This window comes from Comamonas fluminis, from assembly GCF_019186805.1.
In the GTDB taxonomy this organism is placed as follows: Bacteria; Pseudomonadota; Gammaproteobacteria; order Burkholderiales; family Burkholderiaceae_C; genus Comamonas; species Comamonas fluminis.
The window spans coordinates 2,381,442-2,397,861 of sequence record NZ_CP066783.1 but is presented as its reverse complement, the minus strand read 5'-3'; the positions used below and the strand labels follow the sequence as shown (position 1 = coordinate 2,397,861).

Sequence of the window (16,420 nt, the reverse complement as noted above, 5' to 3'; positions counted from 1 at the left end):
GTGCCACCACAACAGATAACCACAGTGGCTACGCGCCTTGCGCGGCCACATGCAAGCCAGAAACCCCGCCCGGCGCTCTTGTTCTTGAGAAGGAAGACCCATTGACTGATCGCCCGCCTTCCGCGGCTTCGGCCACATCCAGCCCTGCCAGCCTGCAAAAAACGCTGCTGCTCTGGCATGTGATCATCATTGGCCTGGCCTACATCCAGCCCATGACGCTGCTGGACACCTTCGGCATGGTCTCGCGCGACTCGCTGCAGCATGTGCCCACCTCGTACTTCGTGGCCCTGCTGGCGGTGCTGCTCACCTCGCTGAGCTACGGGCACATGATCCGGCGCTATCCGTCTTCCGGTTCGGCCTACACCTATGCCCAAAAGGCCATTCACCCCAATGTGGGCTTCATGGTGGGCTGGTCTTCGCTGCTGGACTATCTGCTGTCACCCATGGTCAACATCCTGCTGGCCAAGATCTATCTGACCGATATGTTCCCCGAGGTCAACCACTGGGTCTGGATCGTCGGGCTGACGGCCATCATGGTGGTGGTCAACCTGCGCGGCATTCGCTTTGTGGCGAACTTCAACGGGCTGATCGTGCTGTTTCAGCTGCTCATCATCGCCATCTTCACCTTCATGGTCTGGCGCGAGCTGCACGCCGGCCAGAACGCACTGGGCGCAATTGCAGAAAACGGTGCTCAGGGCCTGTGGAGCCTGTCGCCCTTCTGGAGCAAGCAGGCCGATGTTGGCGCGCTGATTACGGGGGCCACCATTCTGTGCTTCTCGTTCACGGGGTTTGATTCGCTGTCATCGCTTGCCGAAGAAACCCACAACACCGAAAAAACGCTGCCCAAGGCCATTTTTCTGACGGCGCTGATCTCTGGCCTGATTTTCATTGTGGCCACCTATTTCATGCAGCTGTACTTCCCCGGCAACCCGCAGCAGTACTTCAAGGCCGTGGACGAAACCCAGCCCGAGATTCTGTTCCTGGTGGGTGGCGCGCTGTTCAAGTCTGTGGTGCTGGCCTTTGCCATCGTCACCGTCATGGCCTCGGGCATTGCCGCGCACGCGGGCGTCTCGCGCCTGATGTATGTGATGGGGCGCGACGGCGTGATTCACAAGCGCTTTTTTGGCCATATCGACCCCAAGACCTTCACGCCTTCATACAACATTCTGCTGGTGGGCGCTGTGGCGCTGACGGCGGGTTTTCTCAGCCTTGAATACGTGGTGGCGCTCATCAGCTTTGGCGCGCTGACCGCCTTCAGCTTTGTGAACCTGTCGGTGCTGGCCGAATATGTGTGGCGCCAGGGCCGCTGGCACACCATGGGCGATGTGCTGCGCTATGTGGTGACGCCGGTGCTGGGCTTTATGAGCGTGGGCGCCATGTGGCTGGAGGTGGAACCCACCTCGCTGACCTCGGGCCTGATCTGGGGCAGTGTGGGTCTGGCCTATCTGGCCATCATCACCAGCGGCTTTCGCAACGCGGCACCCCAGTACCGCGAAGATATTGAGTAAAAACCATGCCCAGCCCTTGCTGGGCATGCGCTAAGTGCTACTTTTTGCATAGTCAGCGCTTTACCGACAGTCCAGCAGCCCGCCGGGCCCTAACATCAGACCTCTGACCACGGAGACTTTGAATTGCGCTGGAGCACCCCTTTCATGCTGGCCTGGCGGCGGGCCAAGACGACCTTACCCTCACGCGCCCGCCTCGCGGCGCGCGACGCCATTGCGGCCGCGCTGGCCAGCATCTGCGCCTGGGTCATTGCCCAGCAACTGTGGCAGCACCAGCGCCCGGCCTTTGCGGTGGTAACAGCGGTGGTCTGCCTGGCCCCCGGTCTGCCCAGCCACCTCAAGCAAACCAAGAGCCTGGTGATTGGCTGTGCGCTGGGCATTGTCATTGGCGATCTGCTGTGGCAACTGCCCGATCAGCATTTACTCATACGCCTGAGCGCGGGCATTTTTCTGGCCGTGCTGCTGGGGGCCGTGGTGGGCCCGGCGCCCGTGGTGCCGATTCAGTCTGGTGTTTCGGTGGTGCTGGTGCTGGCCATGGGCCCCAGTGCTGCGGGCGGCACCCGGCTGCTGGATGTGCTGGTGGGCGCAGCCGTGGGCCTGATCTTCAGCCAGGTGCTTTTTACCTCCAACCCCATCAAGGACATGGGGCGGGCCGCATCCACATTTCTCAAGCAACTGGCCAACGGGCTGGACTTGATTGTGCGGGCCTGCGAAGCACAAAAAGCCGATGCCGCCGAGGCGGCGCTCGGTCAGCTTTCTCTGGCCCAGGAATCACTGGCCGCGCTGAGTGCCGCCGTGGGCCAGGCCCATGCCTCGCGCCGCTGGTCGCTGCGCGGGCGGCTCAATGCAGACCGGCTGGCCTTTGTCACCCGCCGCTATGACCGCCATGCGCTGCGCGTGTATGCCACGGCCCTGTTGCTGGCCGAAAGCCTGAACCGCGCCGCCTCGCACACCCACACCCCGCCGCCGCCAGCGCTCAGCCGCTATTGCCGCTGGCTCATCAGCAGCTGCCAGGATCTGGCCAATCAGCCCACGGTGGTGGCGCTGAAAAGTGATGATCCTCTGGCGCAGATGGCGCTGTGGCAGCCGCAGCCGCAGCCAGGCGATGAAACTGCAGCCTTGCCACCAGACTGGCACGCGGCCCATGAAAACGCCCAGCAGCTTGAGAGCGCGCTTCGCGCATTGATAGGCTCGCGCGATGCCTGATTCCTCTTCAAAACAGGCTCCAGCCCGGCTCTGAATTGCGCAGCAAGCTCCTGAATCAGGAGCTTTCTCTATGCATCAAGCTGCTTTTTTGTAGAGGCTGCGGCCTTGCTTGATGGTCTCCAGCACCTCCAGCGTAGCCAGCTTGCGGCGCTCCATCGTCAGCGGGTTGTTGGACAGAATCACCAGGTCGGCCAGCTTGCCTGCCTCCAGCGAGCCTTTGCGGTCATCTTCAAAGTGCTGATAGGCCGACCACAGCGTCTGCGCCTGCAGCGCAATCCAGGGCGAGACGCGGTGCTCAGCGCCCAGCACCTTGCCGCTGCGCGTGACGCGGTTGACGGTGGCGTCCAGCACGCGAATGGACGATGGCAGGGCCACGGGCGCATCGTGGTGCGAGGTAAAACGCATGCCCTGCTCCAGCACCCAGCCCGTGGGCGAGATGTTCTGCGCACGCGGGTTGCCCAGCACCGAGTCACGGTGCCAGTCGCCCCAGTAAAAGGTGTGCATGGGAAACAGCGAGGGGAAGATGCCCAGCTCCTTGAGCTGCGGAATCTGGTCACGGCGCAGGGTCTGACCATGAATCAGCACCGGGCGCACAGCGCGGGCCTTTTCCACCGGACCGCTGACACGCACGGCGGCAATCATCTGGTCGATGGCAGCATCGCCATTGCCGTGCATCAAGATCTGCCAGCCGTTGCTGACGGCCCTGGCCACATATTCGTTGACCTTGGCATCGGGCAGCACGCCGTAACCCCGGTAGCCCTTCTTTTGCCCCTGGGGTGGCACCAGATAGGCCTGGGTCAGCCAGGCCGTCTTGCCCTGGGGCGAGCCATCCAGCGTCAGCTTCACGCCGCCAATGCGGAAATGCCCGCTGTAGCTGCGGCTGTAGTACGGGCCATTCATGAACTCGGCCTTGCCCTCAGCGAAGTGCGTGATGTCAGGGTAGGACACCACATCCACCTTCAGCCGCCCAGCCTTGGCCGCGGCAATCGAGGTGGCAACAGCGCCGGCATCGGTGCGGCCATCCTGCACCGTGGTGTAGCCGTATTGCAGATACAGCTCCTGCGCTTTTTCCAGCCACTGAATGGACTGCTCTTGCGTGAGCCTGGGCATGATCTTGCCCAGCGTGAAGAAAAAAGCGTTTTCCTCCAGCACGCCATCGGGCTGCTGGCTGCCTTTTTTGCGACGGATCACACCGCCATCGGGGTTGGGCGTAGCCGCCGTGATTCCCGCCTTTTCCAGCGCCACAGAATTGAGCGCGCCAAAGTGGCCTGACTGGTGAATCACGGCAATGGGCAGCGTGCGCGAGACAGCATCCAGATCATCACGCGTGGGGTGGCGCTTTTCCTTGAGCTGGGAATCGTCGTAGCCAAAGCCGAACACCATGCCCAGCTGCGCCACTTCGGGCGATGTCTTGATGTATTCGCGCAGCGTCTTCTGCAACTGGGCAATAGAGGCATTGGGCCCGTCGGGCGGCGGCAGCAGATTGGCAGAAATGGCCTGCAGCCCCACCCCGCCCAGGTGGCCGTGCGGGTCCACAAAACCGGGGATGAGCGTGCGCCCCTGCAAATCCACCATGCGCGTGGCCGGGCCGCGCAGCGCCTCGATGGCCTGGCGGTCACCCACCGCCGCAATCAGCTCGCCACGCACGGCCAGTGCCTGCACCTGGGGCTGAGCGTCGTTCATGGTCAGAATCGGGCCACCGAAATAGATCGCATCCGCAAAAACCGGGGTGGCGGCGGCTGACGTCTCAGGGGAGGCGCCCTCAGCTGTCATCGTTTTATCTGCGGCAGGGGTGGCAGGGGCGGCGCAACCGGCCAACCAGGGGGTGGATACAGCGGCCGTCCAGGATGCGGCAGTCCTCAGAAACTGTCGTTTTTGCATGCTCTCTCCTCAAAGAGAGCACAGCCTAACCGCAAACTCGGCCAGCACCGCCCATCAAGTGGACTAAGGGCGTTTGCCCCCATCGACGGGCTGACAGGGCAACTCACAGTGCGTTTGGCGCATTTTTCACCCCTGCGTCAATCTGCATCAAAACAGCTTTGACCCTTTGAATATCATGCGCAAGCAGCTATCAAATCAATAGTTGTGATATCTCAGCGCTTCAAGCCCATCCAGCACCGGCCAATGCCCGTGGCCAGCAGGCACCCGCCCGCGCACATGCAGGCGGTCACCACCCAGGTGAACTGCCAGCCGCCCACGGTGGTGGCCACGGCAGCCACCAGGGGCGGGCCTGCAAACTGCCCTACGCAAGACCACTGCTGCATGAAACCCACCGTGGTGGAAACCGTGCCCGAACTGGGCGCCAGATGCATGGCAGACGTGAACAGCGTGGCCGGAATCAGGCCGCCCGCAGCGGAAAACAGCGCCACCGCCACAAAGCGCAGCCACAGCGGCGCCAGCGGCTGCCCGCCCACCTGCACATAGGCCAGAACGGCGCACAGCCCCATCGCCACATAACCCACCTGCAGGCAGCGCCCGGCGCTCCAGCCGCGCTGCATCAGCTTGCCCGATGCAATATTGCCCACCATATTGGATGCAGCCACCACCGCAGTCAGCGTGCCGGCCAGCTTGGCCGTCAAACCAGCCTGCGCGTACATGGTTGGCAAAAAGCCCACCACGCCCATCCACTGGCCCGAATACAGCATGAAGGCCAGCGACACCAGCCAGGGGCCGGGGCTTTTGAGCGTCAATGCAAGACGCGGCCGCCAGCCCTCCTGAACCGGGGCGGCAGCCGTGCTTTGGGAGTTCGCGCCATCGGCAGGTACGCGGTTCCAGACGGCCACCGCTGCCAGCAAAGAGCTGGTGCCCAGTGCAATCCACCAGCTTTGCCAGGATGTGGCCTGCAGCACCCACGGCCCCAGCAGCAGCCCCACGGCACTGCCAATCGGCATATACGAGCCCCACCAGCCCATGCGGCCGCTCAGCTCGGACGGCAGCACATTGCGCCGAATCAGCCCCGGCGCGGGCATGGCCACCAGCAAAAAGCCCAGCCCCTCCAGCACGCGCAGCGCCAGCAGCCATTCAAAACCGGTGGCTGCGGCCCCCACCATGCTGGAAAACGCCATCAGCAGCAGCCCGGCCAGCATGCTGCGGCGCAGCCCCCATTTATCGGCACTGAGGCCCACCACCAGCCCCAGCGCCATGCCCGCCACCTGCACGGTGGACAGCAAAAAACCCGCCTGCACCAGCGACACGCCCAGCTCCTGCTGCAGCACAGGCACCGCTGGCGGCAGCTTGCCCACATGCAGCGATGCGCTGACGCCCGCCGCCACCACGATCCACGAAGGATTCAGGCGCTGATGCGGCGAGGAAGAAGGGTCTGGGCTGAAAAACTGGGCCACCGGCATGTCTCTTTGTTCTGGTTAGCTGATATGTCAACTACCAAGCATAGAACAAAAGTGAGCCGGAAAAAGCTCACCTCACATAGCTGCGCAGCACGGAAACCACCATCTCCAGGTCTTTTTCGCGCTGGGCCTCAGAGGCATTGGCGTCGCCCAGATGCTCACGAACATGGCCTTCCATGACTTGCAGCATCAGCCCGTTGACGGCGCCGCGCACTGCGGCCAGTTGCTGCAGGATGACAGAGCAGTCCTCGGCGTTCTCCAGAGCGCGCTCAAGAGCCTCGGTCTGGCCTTTGATACGCCGAATTCGCGCAAGCAGCGGCTTCTTGTTCTGAACTGTATGTGACATAAGGGCCATTTTAGAGCCGCAAATATACTGGGGTACAGTATCTGAATGCACTCAATACAAGCACCCCATCAGGCAACGGCATTTGCTGCCAGACAGCACTCCCATGTTTTCGACGACGGCAACCCTCTGGCAGAAAGGAATGCCAAGCTCGCCGCGCTGCTGACACTGGCCATGATGGTGCTCGAGATCACCGCAGGCTATTACTACAACTCCATGGCGCTGCTGGCGGATGGATGGCATATGAGCTCTCACGCGCTGGCGCTGGGCCTGTCTGCAGGCGCCTACGTGGCAGCGCGGCGTCTGTCGAGAGACTCCCGGTTTACGTTCGGCACCTGGAAGATCGAAGTTCTTGCGGGCTATACAAGCGCCATCTTCTTGCTGCTGGTGGCCTGCGTCATGGTGTTTCAGTCGATAGAGCGCCTGCTGTCTCCGTCCGCCATTCACTATGAGCAAGCCATGGGGGTGGCCGCTCTGGGCCTGATCGTGAACCTGGCCTGCGCCTGGCTGCTGAAGGACGGGCATCACCACCATCACCACGACCATGGTCACAGCCACGCTCATGTTGATGGGCACGCCCATGGCAGTCACGATGCCCATGAACACCATCAGCAACACGCCGCTCACAGCGATCTGAACTTGCGCTCTGCCTATCTGCACGTCATTGCCGATGCCGCAACCTCGGTGCTGGCCATTGCGGCTTTGCTGGGCGGAATGCTCTGGGGCTTTTCATGGCTGGACCCCGTGATGGGCCTGGCAGGCGCCGCGCTGGTCGCTGTCTGGGCTCTTGGCCTGCTGCGCGCAAGCGCCAGAGTGCTGCTGGACGCCGAAATGGATGCCCCCGTAGCCCAGGAAATTCGGGAAGCGATTGCCGAAGGCCCATACCCGGCGCTAATTACTGACCTGCATGTCTGGCGCGTGGGCAAGGACAAATATGCCTGCATCGTTGCCGTGGAAGCTGCGTCAGGCGTCAGCCCCGACTACATTCGCCAGCTTCTCAGCATTCATGAGGAACTGGCCCATGTTTCGGTGGAAGTGAATGCGCCGTCATCCGCAAAGCTGGCTTCGTAATGAGCCCTTCAAGGGCATCAAGCGATAGGGGCAAGCAGCGCCAGCAGCCATACCCCCGCATCAAAGGAAGCTCACAATAGGCGCACCTCCCTGCCCCCGAAAGCCCCCATGCGCTCCTCTCTGGATTTCAGCTCCTGGTCATCCTTGCTCTCTACGGTGCTGGGTCTGCTGCTGGTTACCTGTCTGATGATGGGCATTCGTCTGATCTTCATGCAGACGGTGCAAAAACGGCGCGAGCGTGAAAACCGGCAGATCAATGAACGGCTCAAGACCTTGATTGCGGCCTACAAGACGCTGGGCGGCTCGTTCACAGGCACGCTGAGTGTGAGCCCCGAGCACCGGCGCCATCTGAACCAGAGCGAAGCGCAAGGCGGTGCAGCCAGCATCAGCGAAAGTGCAGCAGAGCGCCGCCGCCGCGTTCGTGATGCAGTGGAAGCCGCGCTGTCCGACATTATTTTGCTGGGCACCGAAGAGCAAGTCGCTCTGGCGGCCCATGCCGCGCAGGAAATGGTGGCGGGCCGCCCGATAGAAACCGGCGCGCTGGTGACTTCCTTGCGCGCCTTTATACGGCAGGCGCTGGATCTGGAGCCGATTCCCGCCAGCGTCATCATTCCCGCGCAAGGCCCGACCCGGCCTGCCGCCGGTGGCAATGCGAACCGCAAAAACGGGGAGGCCTCTGGAAGGTCTGGCGGCGGATCTGGTGGCGGCGGCGCAGGCATGGGGATGGGCGGTGCGGGCGGACTGGGCCTGGGTGCCGGTCTGGGCCGAGGGCACCACGATGATGGCGTCTAAAACCTGCCGAGCTGTGCCAGCCGCCTTGTTTCACTCTCAATTTCAAAGCAGCCAGCGCTTATCTATCAAGGGCTAGCCGCCTTTTTTGTGCAAAGCCTGCTGCATTACAGAATATCCAGCGGCTGCTTATCGCGCGGCGCAGGCCAGGTCTGGTCAATCAGCGCCAGCTCCCCGGCGCTGAGCTTCAGCGTCAGCGCCTTGGCGTTATCGCGCACATGGTCGGCGCAGCCGCTTTCAGGAATGGCCAGCACATGGCCGCTGCGCATGGCCCAGGCCAGGGCCACGGCGCAGGCACTTGCGCCGTGCGCATCCCCTATGTCGCGCAGCAGCGGCTCGTCAATCAGCTCACCGTGGCCCAGCGGGCAATAGGCCATGACGGCCACGCCATGGTCTGCGCACCAGGGCAGCAGCTCATATTCAATGCCGCGACAGCCGATGTTGTAGAGCACCTGATTGACCGCACAGTTACGCCCGCCCGGCACCTGCCACAGCTCCTGCATATCGTCGGTGTCAAAGTTGGAGACACCCCAGTGGCGAATCTTGCCAGCGGCCTTCAAGACTTCCAGCGCCGCAACCGTCTCCGCCAGCGGCGTATGGCCACGCCAGTGCAGCAGGTACAGGTCAATGCAGTCCACGCCCAGCCGCTGGCGGCTGAGTTCAAACGCGCGCATCACCCCCTGACGGCTGGCATTCATGGGCAGCACCTTGCTGACCAGAAAAGGCAGAGGCTGCAGCGCGGGCCAGTCCCGCAGGGCGTCGCCAATCAGCTCTTCGGACAGGCCATCGCCATACATCTCGGCCGTGTCGATCAGTGTCATGCCCAGTTGCAGGCCGGTCAGCAAGGCGGTCTTTTCAGCCTCCCAGCTGCGTCTGCCCTGACCCAGATTCCAGCTGCCCATGCCCAGACTTGCATGCGGTTGCAAAAAAGACAAAGCGTTCTGCGCGGTGCTCAAGCCCATGGAATTTCTTTCAAAAATACGCTACAGCACATATGCTACGTGGGCTTAGCGCTATCAATATTGCTGTTTTGGTCTGCTCTGTTTCCGCGGCTGTCTGTAGCACTTGTCCCACACGAGGGCTTGAGGCGTCACATCTTTGTGCAAAACTATCTTTTCTTTTGTTTTTATAGATTTTCTCAATAACCACATAACACGGGAGTTCCAACCATGTTCAAGTCTGTTGCCGCCGCCGTGCTCGGCCTGTCGCTGTCTCTGGGTCTGTGGGCCAAAACCGAAAGCACTCAGCAAGAGATGCCCGCCGAAATCAAAGCCCTGCACTGGCAGGAAAGCGGCAAGGGTGAAATTGCAGGCAAGGCCAGCATCAATATTCCTTCTGGTTACGGGTTTCTGGGCCAGTCCGACACCTCCAAGCTGCTGCAGGCCTTTGGCAACCCTCCCAGCAGCGATCACTTTCTGATCGCCCCCAAGTCGCTGGACTGGTTTGCCGTCTTCTCCTATGACGACACCGGCTATGTGAAGGATGACGAAAAAATCGACGCTGCCGAGTTGCTCAAGTCCATGCAGGACGGCGACAAGGCAGGCAATGAAGAGCGCAAGAAGCTGGGTCTGGAAGCGCTCTACACCGACGGCTGGCAGGTTGCCCCGCATTACGACACCTCGACCAAGCGCCTGGAATGGGGCCTGCGTCTGCGCGATGAAGCCGGTGAGAAGAATGTGAACTACACCTCCCGCATCCTGGGCCGTGGCGGTGTGATGACGGCCACGCTGGTGTCAGACACAGACACGCTGACCCAGAACACCGATCAGTTCAAAAAGGTACTGGCTGGCTTTAACTACAACAACGGCCAGACCTATGCCGAGTTCAAGAACGGTGACAAGGTCGCCGCCATTGGCCTGGGCGCTCTGGTGCTGGGCGGAGCCGCCGCCGTTGCCACCAAGAAGGGGCTGTGGGGCGCTATTGCTGGTGCACTGGCCGCTGGCTGGAAGCTGATCGCAGCTGCAGCCGTCGCCTTGTTTGCAGGTATCGGCAAACTGTTTGGTCGCAAAAAGGCGGCTGAATAATCCTCTACATGCCTTGGCCCAGGGCAGCTAGCTGCCCTGCTTCAGGCTCACCCCACAACCCAACCCCGTGCATCGCTAAGATCGCGGGGTTTGTCATTTCAGGCCGAAAGCAGCATTCACCTTGTATTTCTCCATCAGCATCCAGTGGCAGATCGTTCTGGCCATCTGCCTGTTCTATCTGTATGACGCCGCCCTGCTGCTCAAAAGCGATGAAGGGCTGCTGCGCCGTCTGCGCAATGGCTGGTCAGGAATGCTTGCCAGCCAAGGCTTTGAGCTGCGCCAGCAATGGCTGCTGTGGCCGCCTGTTTTCGTTCTGCATCAGCCGGTGTATCGCCTGCGCTGGAATGCGGCGCAGATCACGCTACCCGGCGATGTACAGCAAGCGCGTGAACTAGAAGCCCATGCGGCCAGTTTCAAAGCCTTTGCGCTGCCGCTGTATCTGCTGGCCGCCCTGCTCTTTGTGGCACTGCCGCTTTCCATGCTGGTGCTGCATTCAGAACTGGCGCAACTGGTCTGCCTGGGCCTGATTTATCTGTGCACCGCCGTGCTGAGCCTGCTGACCCTGCGCCACGGCAGGCAGGGCCACAGCCCCCGCAGTCTGGCGCGATCGACTGCGCTGCAGATTTTGCTGTGCCCGCCGTTTGCGCTCAATGTGGTGCGCAAGCTGTCTCTAGCCTATGCTTCCAGCGCTGATTTGCTGCAAACCTCTTACGCCCTGATGAGACCCGAGCAATGGCAATGGCTTGCCGGGCAGACCGAGCAATGGATGCAACGCGAAATGCAGGAAATTGCAGAGCTGCCTGAGCATGCGCAATATCTGGCGGGAATGCATCGCTCGCTTGAGGTGCTGCAGAGCACCAGCACCTCACGCTAAATAGCAGCACGGAGTGAGCCGGGAAGCCGGGAGCGAGCTGTGTATCAGATATCACCGCCTGCTCCCGCCATCTCTGCCACTGTCTCAGTCACTCAGGGTGCACCGTATTCGCTCAACTTCTTGCTGAACTTGAAGGTCCACAGTCGCTGTGCGCGATCGTTGACATCATTGGTGGTAAAGCGCAGGCTCGCCGCGCCCTTGGCACAATTGCCGTCGTTCACAATCTTGCCTTCGGCGTCCACCATGCATTTGGTGACGTCCGAGCCTTCGATCTCCTTGCCGCTGGCGTCCAGCACAGCCAGCGAGACGCCGAAGTCCGTGTCATTGGTCAGCGCCAGGGTGTAGTCATCAACCAGCGCCAGCCCTTCAGCCTTCTCAGCGTTCCACCCCGTGGCGTTCAGGTTGAAGAGCCGGGTCTTCTTGAGCGTCACCACCTTGGAATAGTCGGCTCCGTTGACGGGCTTGCCCGTCAGGCTGCTTTTCTCCAGATCGGAGCCCAGCGCGGTGATGTCGGTGGCGTTGCTGGGAAACTCGATCAGCACCAGATCGTTGAAGACTTTTTTGTCTTTGCCCGTGCCTTGTTCGATGGCAATGAACTTGCCCTTGCCCAGCGAGACCACGTCACCCAATTTCGCATTGCCGGTCTTGCCCTGGCTGTACCAGCTGCCGTCCACGGGCAAGGCAAACAAACGGGTTTTCTCGGTCGTAGGGTCAAACTCCACCCAGCGCACAAAGCGCGCGTAGTCACGCACGTTTTCTGACTTGCCCGTGGCGCCGGGAATGGCAGCCGTGGTGTAGTCGGCCTTGCCGTCGTTCAGCGGGCTTTGCAAAAAGCCGTGCAGCTTGCCACTGGCCACATCAATGCTCAGCCCTTCCATGCCACGATTAGCGCGGCGCTTGGCGAGGATGGCGGGCAGATCCGCCGCTCCCGTGCCGGGCTGATACTTCTTCTGAATGATGCCGGTGGCGGGGTCGATCTTCACGATAAAGGGACCGTATTCATCCGACACCCACAGCGCATTGCGCGCAGCATCGACTACCACCGATTCGGTGTCCAGACCGAATTCGCTGTAGCCCTTGGCCTTGCCGGGGTAGGTGAAGCTGTCATCCAGAACCTGCTCACCCGTGTTGCCAGTAATGCCGCGTGGCTGAACCCGGCCATTGGCATTTTGGGTGGCGCTGAACTTGATAGGCAGGGTCGAGACAAGCTTGGCACCCTCCTTGCCGACGGTGATCACGCCAATAGAGGGCGTGAAGTTGGGCGAAGGAAACACGGTGGAGCTGGCAAAGCCCGTGGCGTTGGAGCCATCAGTGATCTGCGTGACCGGGCCGGTGGTGGCGTTCGGACCACGATCGGTGATGGCGTAGAACTCCAGCGTACCGTCAGCACGCCGCCCCTTGAAGGCCAGTCCAGAGCCATAAGCGGGCAGAAAGCCCTTGGGAAAATCGGCCTTGGTGGCCGGGTGCTGCCCTTCGTAGGGGAAGTAAAAACGGTCGTCAAACTGCACATCCTGGCGCGTGACGGTGGCGCTGATGGGGCCAACGCCAGTGGTCTGCGTGGCCGTTTCAGCGCTGCCAACCTGAAGCGAGCGGGTATCGGCGCAGCCGCCCAGCAAAGCAGCTGCAGCGGCGGCCACGGCCATCAGGCCGGATGAAAAATGAAGGTGGCGCATGGCAAGACTGAAAAGAAGAGAGACGCCCCAGGAAAACAGGCCCTGCGGGTGGGCCTGTTCCATTTTGGAGACTTATTAAATGAAGCCGTGTTGCGCCATTCAGAACGAATGGCTGATACCCAGATCGACACCGGTCGAGCTGGCGTTGGCCACACCAGCAGGGCCGCCGATCAGGCCAACGCTTGCGCCATTCTTGTTGCTGACATGCGCCACGCCGCCGTACAGCGAGGTGCGCTTGGAGAGGTTGTAGACATACCCCACCGAATACTTGTCAGCCTTGCCGCCGCTGCGCGTGAGGGCTGTGGCGTTGCCACTGAACTCAGCCGTGGCGTACTTGAGGCGGAAACTGCCTTGCCCCACGGGGATGGTTGCGCCCAGGTAGAAACCATCCACCTTTCCAGAGGTGGCGCCGCCAACGGGTTTCCATTTCAGGCTGTTGTAGCCGCCATTGATCTCAAAGCTGCTGAACTTGTACGAGGCGCCCAGGGTCAGGTCTTCCAGGTCGCTGGTGGCAGCAATCGCGCTGGGCGCAGTCACGGCGCGGGTTCCCTCCATCTTGCCGTAGCCGATACCGACGTTGAGCGGGCCGGAGCGATAGCCCAGATTGCCGCCGATATATCTGCGGGCTTTGCTTGCAGCCGTGCCAGAAGGGTTTTCGTCCCCGAAGGAAACCGAGAACTGGCCATAGACACCGCCCAGGTTGCGCGGCAGGAAGTAGCCCACGGAGTTGCTGATGCGGGTGCGGTCCACCGTGCCGCTTTGGCTGGCGGCGTTATAGGCAGTCTGGCGAATGGTCTGGAACAAATTGGCCTGCACGCCGGTGGTGGTGTCTGGTCCGCCGAAAGCCGTGAAGATGTTGTAGCTGGGGGTGTAGTCACGACCCAGGCGGATTTCCCCCCAGGCATTGTTGCTCAGCCCGATGGTCGAGCGGCGCTCGAAACCCAGAGAGCCGCTGCTGCCACCGGTACCGGCGTCGGGGTTGAGGCCCCCTTCAAGCCAGAACTCAGCCTGATTGCCGCCGCCCAGATCTTCCTTGCCGCGAAATCCGATCAGGCTGGTCTTACCCTGGCTGGAGTTCAGCGCATTGAGCCTGTTGCCGCCAGCTTTGGCACTGGTAATACCAACATCCACCACACCAAAGACAGTGACGGAAGATTGTGCAAGCGCCACGCTTGAAGCAGAGGTGAGGACAGTACCCATCACGAGGGCCAGAGTGCGTGAGCGCGTTTTTTGAGTTTCCATTGCGGGAGATGCGAACTGAGTTGGTCAAAGACAGGGGCGGCGGCTTTCTTGCCTCCGCCACTGAAACTCTAAGCAACACATAAGTCATGCCCATGACAGCTGCGCGGTGTGCCATGGGCACCACGACCTAGCGCAGTCACTTCTGAGCCTTGACCACGCCCAGCTTCAATCCCAGCACACCCAAAATAGCGTTGAGCGTCTGCACAGTGCCTGTGCTGCGCCCCTGCTCTATATCCAGCAAGGTGCGAGCATTAATGCCCGCCATCTTCGCCAGCTCGGCACTGGTCAGGCGCATGCTGCGCTTGAGATGACGCACCGACTGCTGCAGCGTCCATTCCGGGTGCTCCAGCACATCGTCTATAGCCTGCTTGCGCAGCATCAGCTGCTCCCCCATGCTCAGCGCTGCATAGCGTTTATCCATGGCATGAACTCCTTTGGTCAGTCTTTCTTGCCCGTCTTATCAGACCAGCGCGGCCATACGTACCGCCATCTCCTGCAGCCCTCGCTGCAAATAGCCATGAACGTCTGGCTCCAGCCCCAGCGCAACACCATCGCGGGCTAATTCCGCCAATGGTTCGGCCATGCAGGCCAAGCCCTGTGCCAGTGCCTGACGATTGAGCACCTGCGCGCTATCTATCTGTGGGCTGCATACGGTACCCAGCACTTTGCGCCAGTCCGGCTGGCCGTAATCGTTGTCTTCCCAGCGAATGCGACGGGCAATGCCTTCGGAGTGCAGATACATGGGCGCAAAGTCAAACAAGGGCGTCAGCCGCACCTGCCCCTGAAAGTCCCGCTGAATCGCGGTATTGCGGGCGTGGTTGTCCTTGTTACCCAGAGCCAGGTTAGCCACATCGCGCCTGAGATATTCCAGCACTTCGCTTTGCGGATCTGTGCAGTGCGCGAGCAAGGCGCGGCAGACCTCGTCATGGCTGGGTACAGAGTCAAAGCCGCTATGGCCCGTTAGCGACGCAATGCTTTCCTGCGCCATCCGCAGCACCGAACCATCGGCCTGCACCTGCCTGTCAAAGCGGGGGATGAACAGCACACGCCCTTGCTCCAGCCGCAGCGGTCCATGCACTCGCAGGCCCAGCCGCTGTGCCAACTGCATATAGACAGGCTCGTGTCTCAGAATTTGCGCCAGTGCAGCATCGCTGCCGCGGCTGAACTTGACGATGAAATGGGTACTTGTATCGCTATCAGCCAATGTGTGATCGAGATGCAGCAAGCCCTGCCTGTCCTGCGTCAACAGCAGCTTGGGCCACTCGCCTTGCACGCCGGATGAGCCTGCAACAAACAAGCCATGCTGGGCCAGGTGCTCACTGAACTCCTCGACGCGCGCCGAAACCTCTCCGATTTCAAAGCCGCGCATGATCGCTCCAGCTCCGGCATCCGCCTTGAGCTGCTGCGTTTGCGCCTGCAGCCACTCAGCCGCCTGTTTGACGCGCAAATGCCCAATCGGGTTTCCTGCACCAGCCATCAGCAGACGCCAGTCCGCCCCCTGCTCCAGCGCGGCAGGCAGACCCAGACGCCGCAGCAGCTCTGCCCGGCCAAAGCCCTGGGGCAGCATGTCCATCAGCCACACAGGCCAATGCTCGCTTTGCAGCGGCTCAAGCCCCACAGGCCAGTTCACGCTAACGGCATGGGCATCACGCTTGCCAAACTGATCGACCGACCAGTCCACCCCATACCCCGCATAGGTTTTGGCGCGCCAGCCCTCGCCTTCCTGCCCCCAGAGCGCCACCGAAGCGACCTCATGCCATTGGCCTGCGGCATGAAGTTGCAAAATGCATTCTTGAGCCATATTGCAGTTTTTCTATACAAATTAATAACCAAACAAAGTTTACTATGTATAGAAAAACTACTTTTTACAAGATAAATTAATCGCTGGCTGGGCACACGCGATATTTGCCAGAGAACAGTTCTGCGACTGCCCTGGCGTTCAGCCCCAAAATAGCAAGCCTTTGAATTTCGCCCAACGGCGCAGCGGATACACACACCATGGCCTTCGCAGACAACCTCCAACAGCTTCCCTCCATCGCCCATATTGCCGAGCTGCAACTGCTCGATGCACAGGGCCAGCTGGCCGCCACCATTCCCAACGTGCCGGGCAAGGCTGGCTCGGTCACCCTCTACAACGCGCTGTATGCCAAGCACGGCAGCATCAACGTTGCCGCAGCGGAAGAAGGTCTTGAACTGTTTGCCGAGCACACCGCCGACGCCAAGGTGCACCCCGGCTCTCACCCCAATATCGACCGACTGCTGCAAGTCATTGCCAGCGGCCAGGGCTATGCAGTGGCTGTGATTAGCAAGTCTGATGCGCCTGCGGCCTGATTCTTATTGGTTTGATTT

The 16,420-nt window shown here is 61.2% G+C and carries 15 protein-coding genes; 7 read left to right on the top strand and 8 right to left on the bottom strand.

The annotated features are described in order from the left end of the window. Positions 1–101 precede the first annotated feature (101 nt). The gene (locus JDW18_RS11325; protein ID WP_246610468.1) at positions 102–1,508 is read left to right on the top strand and encodes an APC family permease; all 1,407 of its coding nucleotides are present in this window, start codon (positions 102–104) and stop codon (positions 1,506–1,508) included. Positions 1,509–1,631: 123 nt separating this feature from the next. Continuing rightward, positions 1,632–2,711: an FUSC family protein gene (locus JDW18_RS11320; RefSeq protein WP_246610466.1), complete on the top strand. Its 1,080-nt coding sequence runs from the start codon at positions 1,632–1,634 to the stop codon at positions 2,709–2,711. Between the two features lie 75 nt (positions 2,712–2,786). On the opposite strand, the gene JDW18_RS11315 is transcribed toward JDW18_RS11320, so the two are convergent. The 3 genes from JDW18_RS11315 to JDW18_RS11305 all read right to left on the bottom strand — a co-directional run bounded on the left by JDW18_RS11315 (position 2,787) and on the right by JDW18_RS11305 (position 6,401). Next, on the bottom strand, positions 2,787–4,592 hold the full coding sequence (locus tag JDW18_RS11315) for an amidohydrolase (RefSeq protein WP_218243695.1): 1,806 nt from the start codon (positions 4,590–4,592) through the stop codon (positions 2,787–2,789). 212 nt (positions 4,593–4,804) lie between these two features. After that, positions 4,805–6,052: an MFS transporter gene (locus JDW18_RS11310; protein ID WP_246610464.1), complete on the bottom strand. Its 1,248-nt coding sequence runs from the start codon at positions 6,050–6,052 to the stop codon at positions 4,805–4,807. Positions 6,053–6,125: 73 nt separating this feature from the next. Further along, positions 6,126–6,401 (bottom strand): metal/formaldehyde-sensitive transcriptional repressor, encoded by a 276-nt coding sequence (locus tag JDW18_RS11305; protein ID WP_218243693.1) that lies wholly within the window; start codon positions 6,399–6,401, stop codon positions 6,126–6,128. 45 nt (positions 6,402–6,446) lie between these two features. Between JDW18_RS11305 and dmeF the strand changes: the two genes are divergently transcribed. Both dmeF and JDW18_RS11295 read left to right on the top strand, forming a co-directional pair. Next, the gene (gene dmeF / locus JDW18_RS11300) at positions 6,447–7,469 is read left to right on the top strand and encodes a CDF family Co(II)/Ni(II) efflux transporter DmeF (RefSeq protein WP_218243692.1); all 1,023 of its coding nucleotides are present in this window, start codon (positions 6,447–6,449) and stop codon (positions 7,467–7,469) included. 108 nt (positions 7,470–7,577) lie between these two features. Beyond that, positions 7,578–8,261, top strand: coding sequence for a hypothetical protein (locus tag JDW18_RS11295; RefSeq protein WP_218243691.1), 684 nt, complete (start codon positions 7,578–7,580; stop codon positions 8,259–8,261). Positions 8,262–8,365: 104 nt separating this feature from the next. Here JDW18_RS11295 and JDW18_RS11290 read toward each other — a convergent pair whose 3' ends face one another. Then, complete coding sequence (locus JDW18_RS11290; protein ID WP_218243690.1) at positions 8,366–9,220, bottom strand: aldo/keto reductase; 855 nt, start codon at positions 9,218–9,220, stop codon at positions 8,366–8,368. A gap of 207 nt (positions 9,221–9,427) precedes the next feature. Between JDW18_RS11290 and JDW18_RS11285 the strand changes: the two genes are divergently transcribed. Then, complete coding sequence (locus JDW18_RS11285) at positions 9,428–10,282, top strand: DUF2167 domain-containing protein (protein ID WP_218243689.1); 855 nt, start codon at positions 9,428–9,430, stop codon at positions 10,280–10,282. 121 nt (positions 10,283–10,403) lie between these two features. Beyond that, positions 10,404–11,156, top strand: coding sequence for a hypothetical protein (locus tag JDW18_RS11280; protein WP_218243688.1), 753 nt, complete (start codon positions 10,404–10,406; stop codon positions 11,154–11,156). A 92-nt stretch (positions 11,157–11,248) separates the two neighbouring features. Here JDW18_RS11280 and JDW18_RS11275 read toward each other — a convergent pair whose 3' ends face one another. The 4 genes from JDW18_RS11275 to JDW18_RS11260 form a co-directional block, all read right to left on the bottom strand. Beyond that, positions 11,249–12,829, bottom strand: coding sequence for an esterase-like activity of phytase family protein (locus JDW18_RS11275; protein ID WP_218243865.1), 1,581 nt, complete (start codon positions 12,827–12,829; stop codon positions 11,249–11,251). Between the two features lie 99 nt (positions 12,830–12,928). Continuing rightward, positions 12,929–13,999, bottom strand: a complete 1,071-nt coding sequence (locus JDW18_RS11270) for a porin (protein WP_246610461.1) — start codon at positions 13,997–13,999, stop codon at positions 12,929–12,931. Positions 14,000–14,207: 208 nt separating this feature from the next. Then, on the bottom strand, positions 14,208–14,492 hold the full coding sequence (locus tag JDW18_RS11265; RefSeq protein ID WP_218243687.1) for a helix-turn-helix domain-containing protein: 285 nt from the start codon (positions 14,490–14,492) through the stop codon (positions 14,208–14,210). Between the two features lie 39 nt (positions 14,493–14,531). Further along, a complete protein-coding gene (locus JDW18_RS11260) occupies positions 14,532–15,872 on the bottom strand; it encodes a type II toxin-antitoxin system HipA family toxin (protein WP_218243686.1) in 1,341 nt (446 codons plus the stop codon). Positions 15,873–16,069: 197 nt separating this feature from the next. On the opposite strand from JDW18_RS11260, the gene JDW18_RS11255 reads away from it, so the two are divergent. Further along, positions 16,070–16,402 (top strand): DUF2322 family protein, encoded by a 333-nt coding sequence (locus tag JDW18_RS11255; RefSeq protein WP_218243685.1) that lies wholly within the window; start codon positions 16,070–16,072, stop codon positions 16,400–16,402. Positions 16,403–16,420 lie beyond the last annotated feature (18 nt).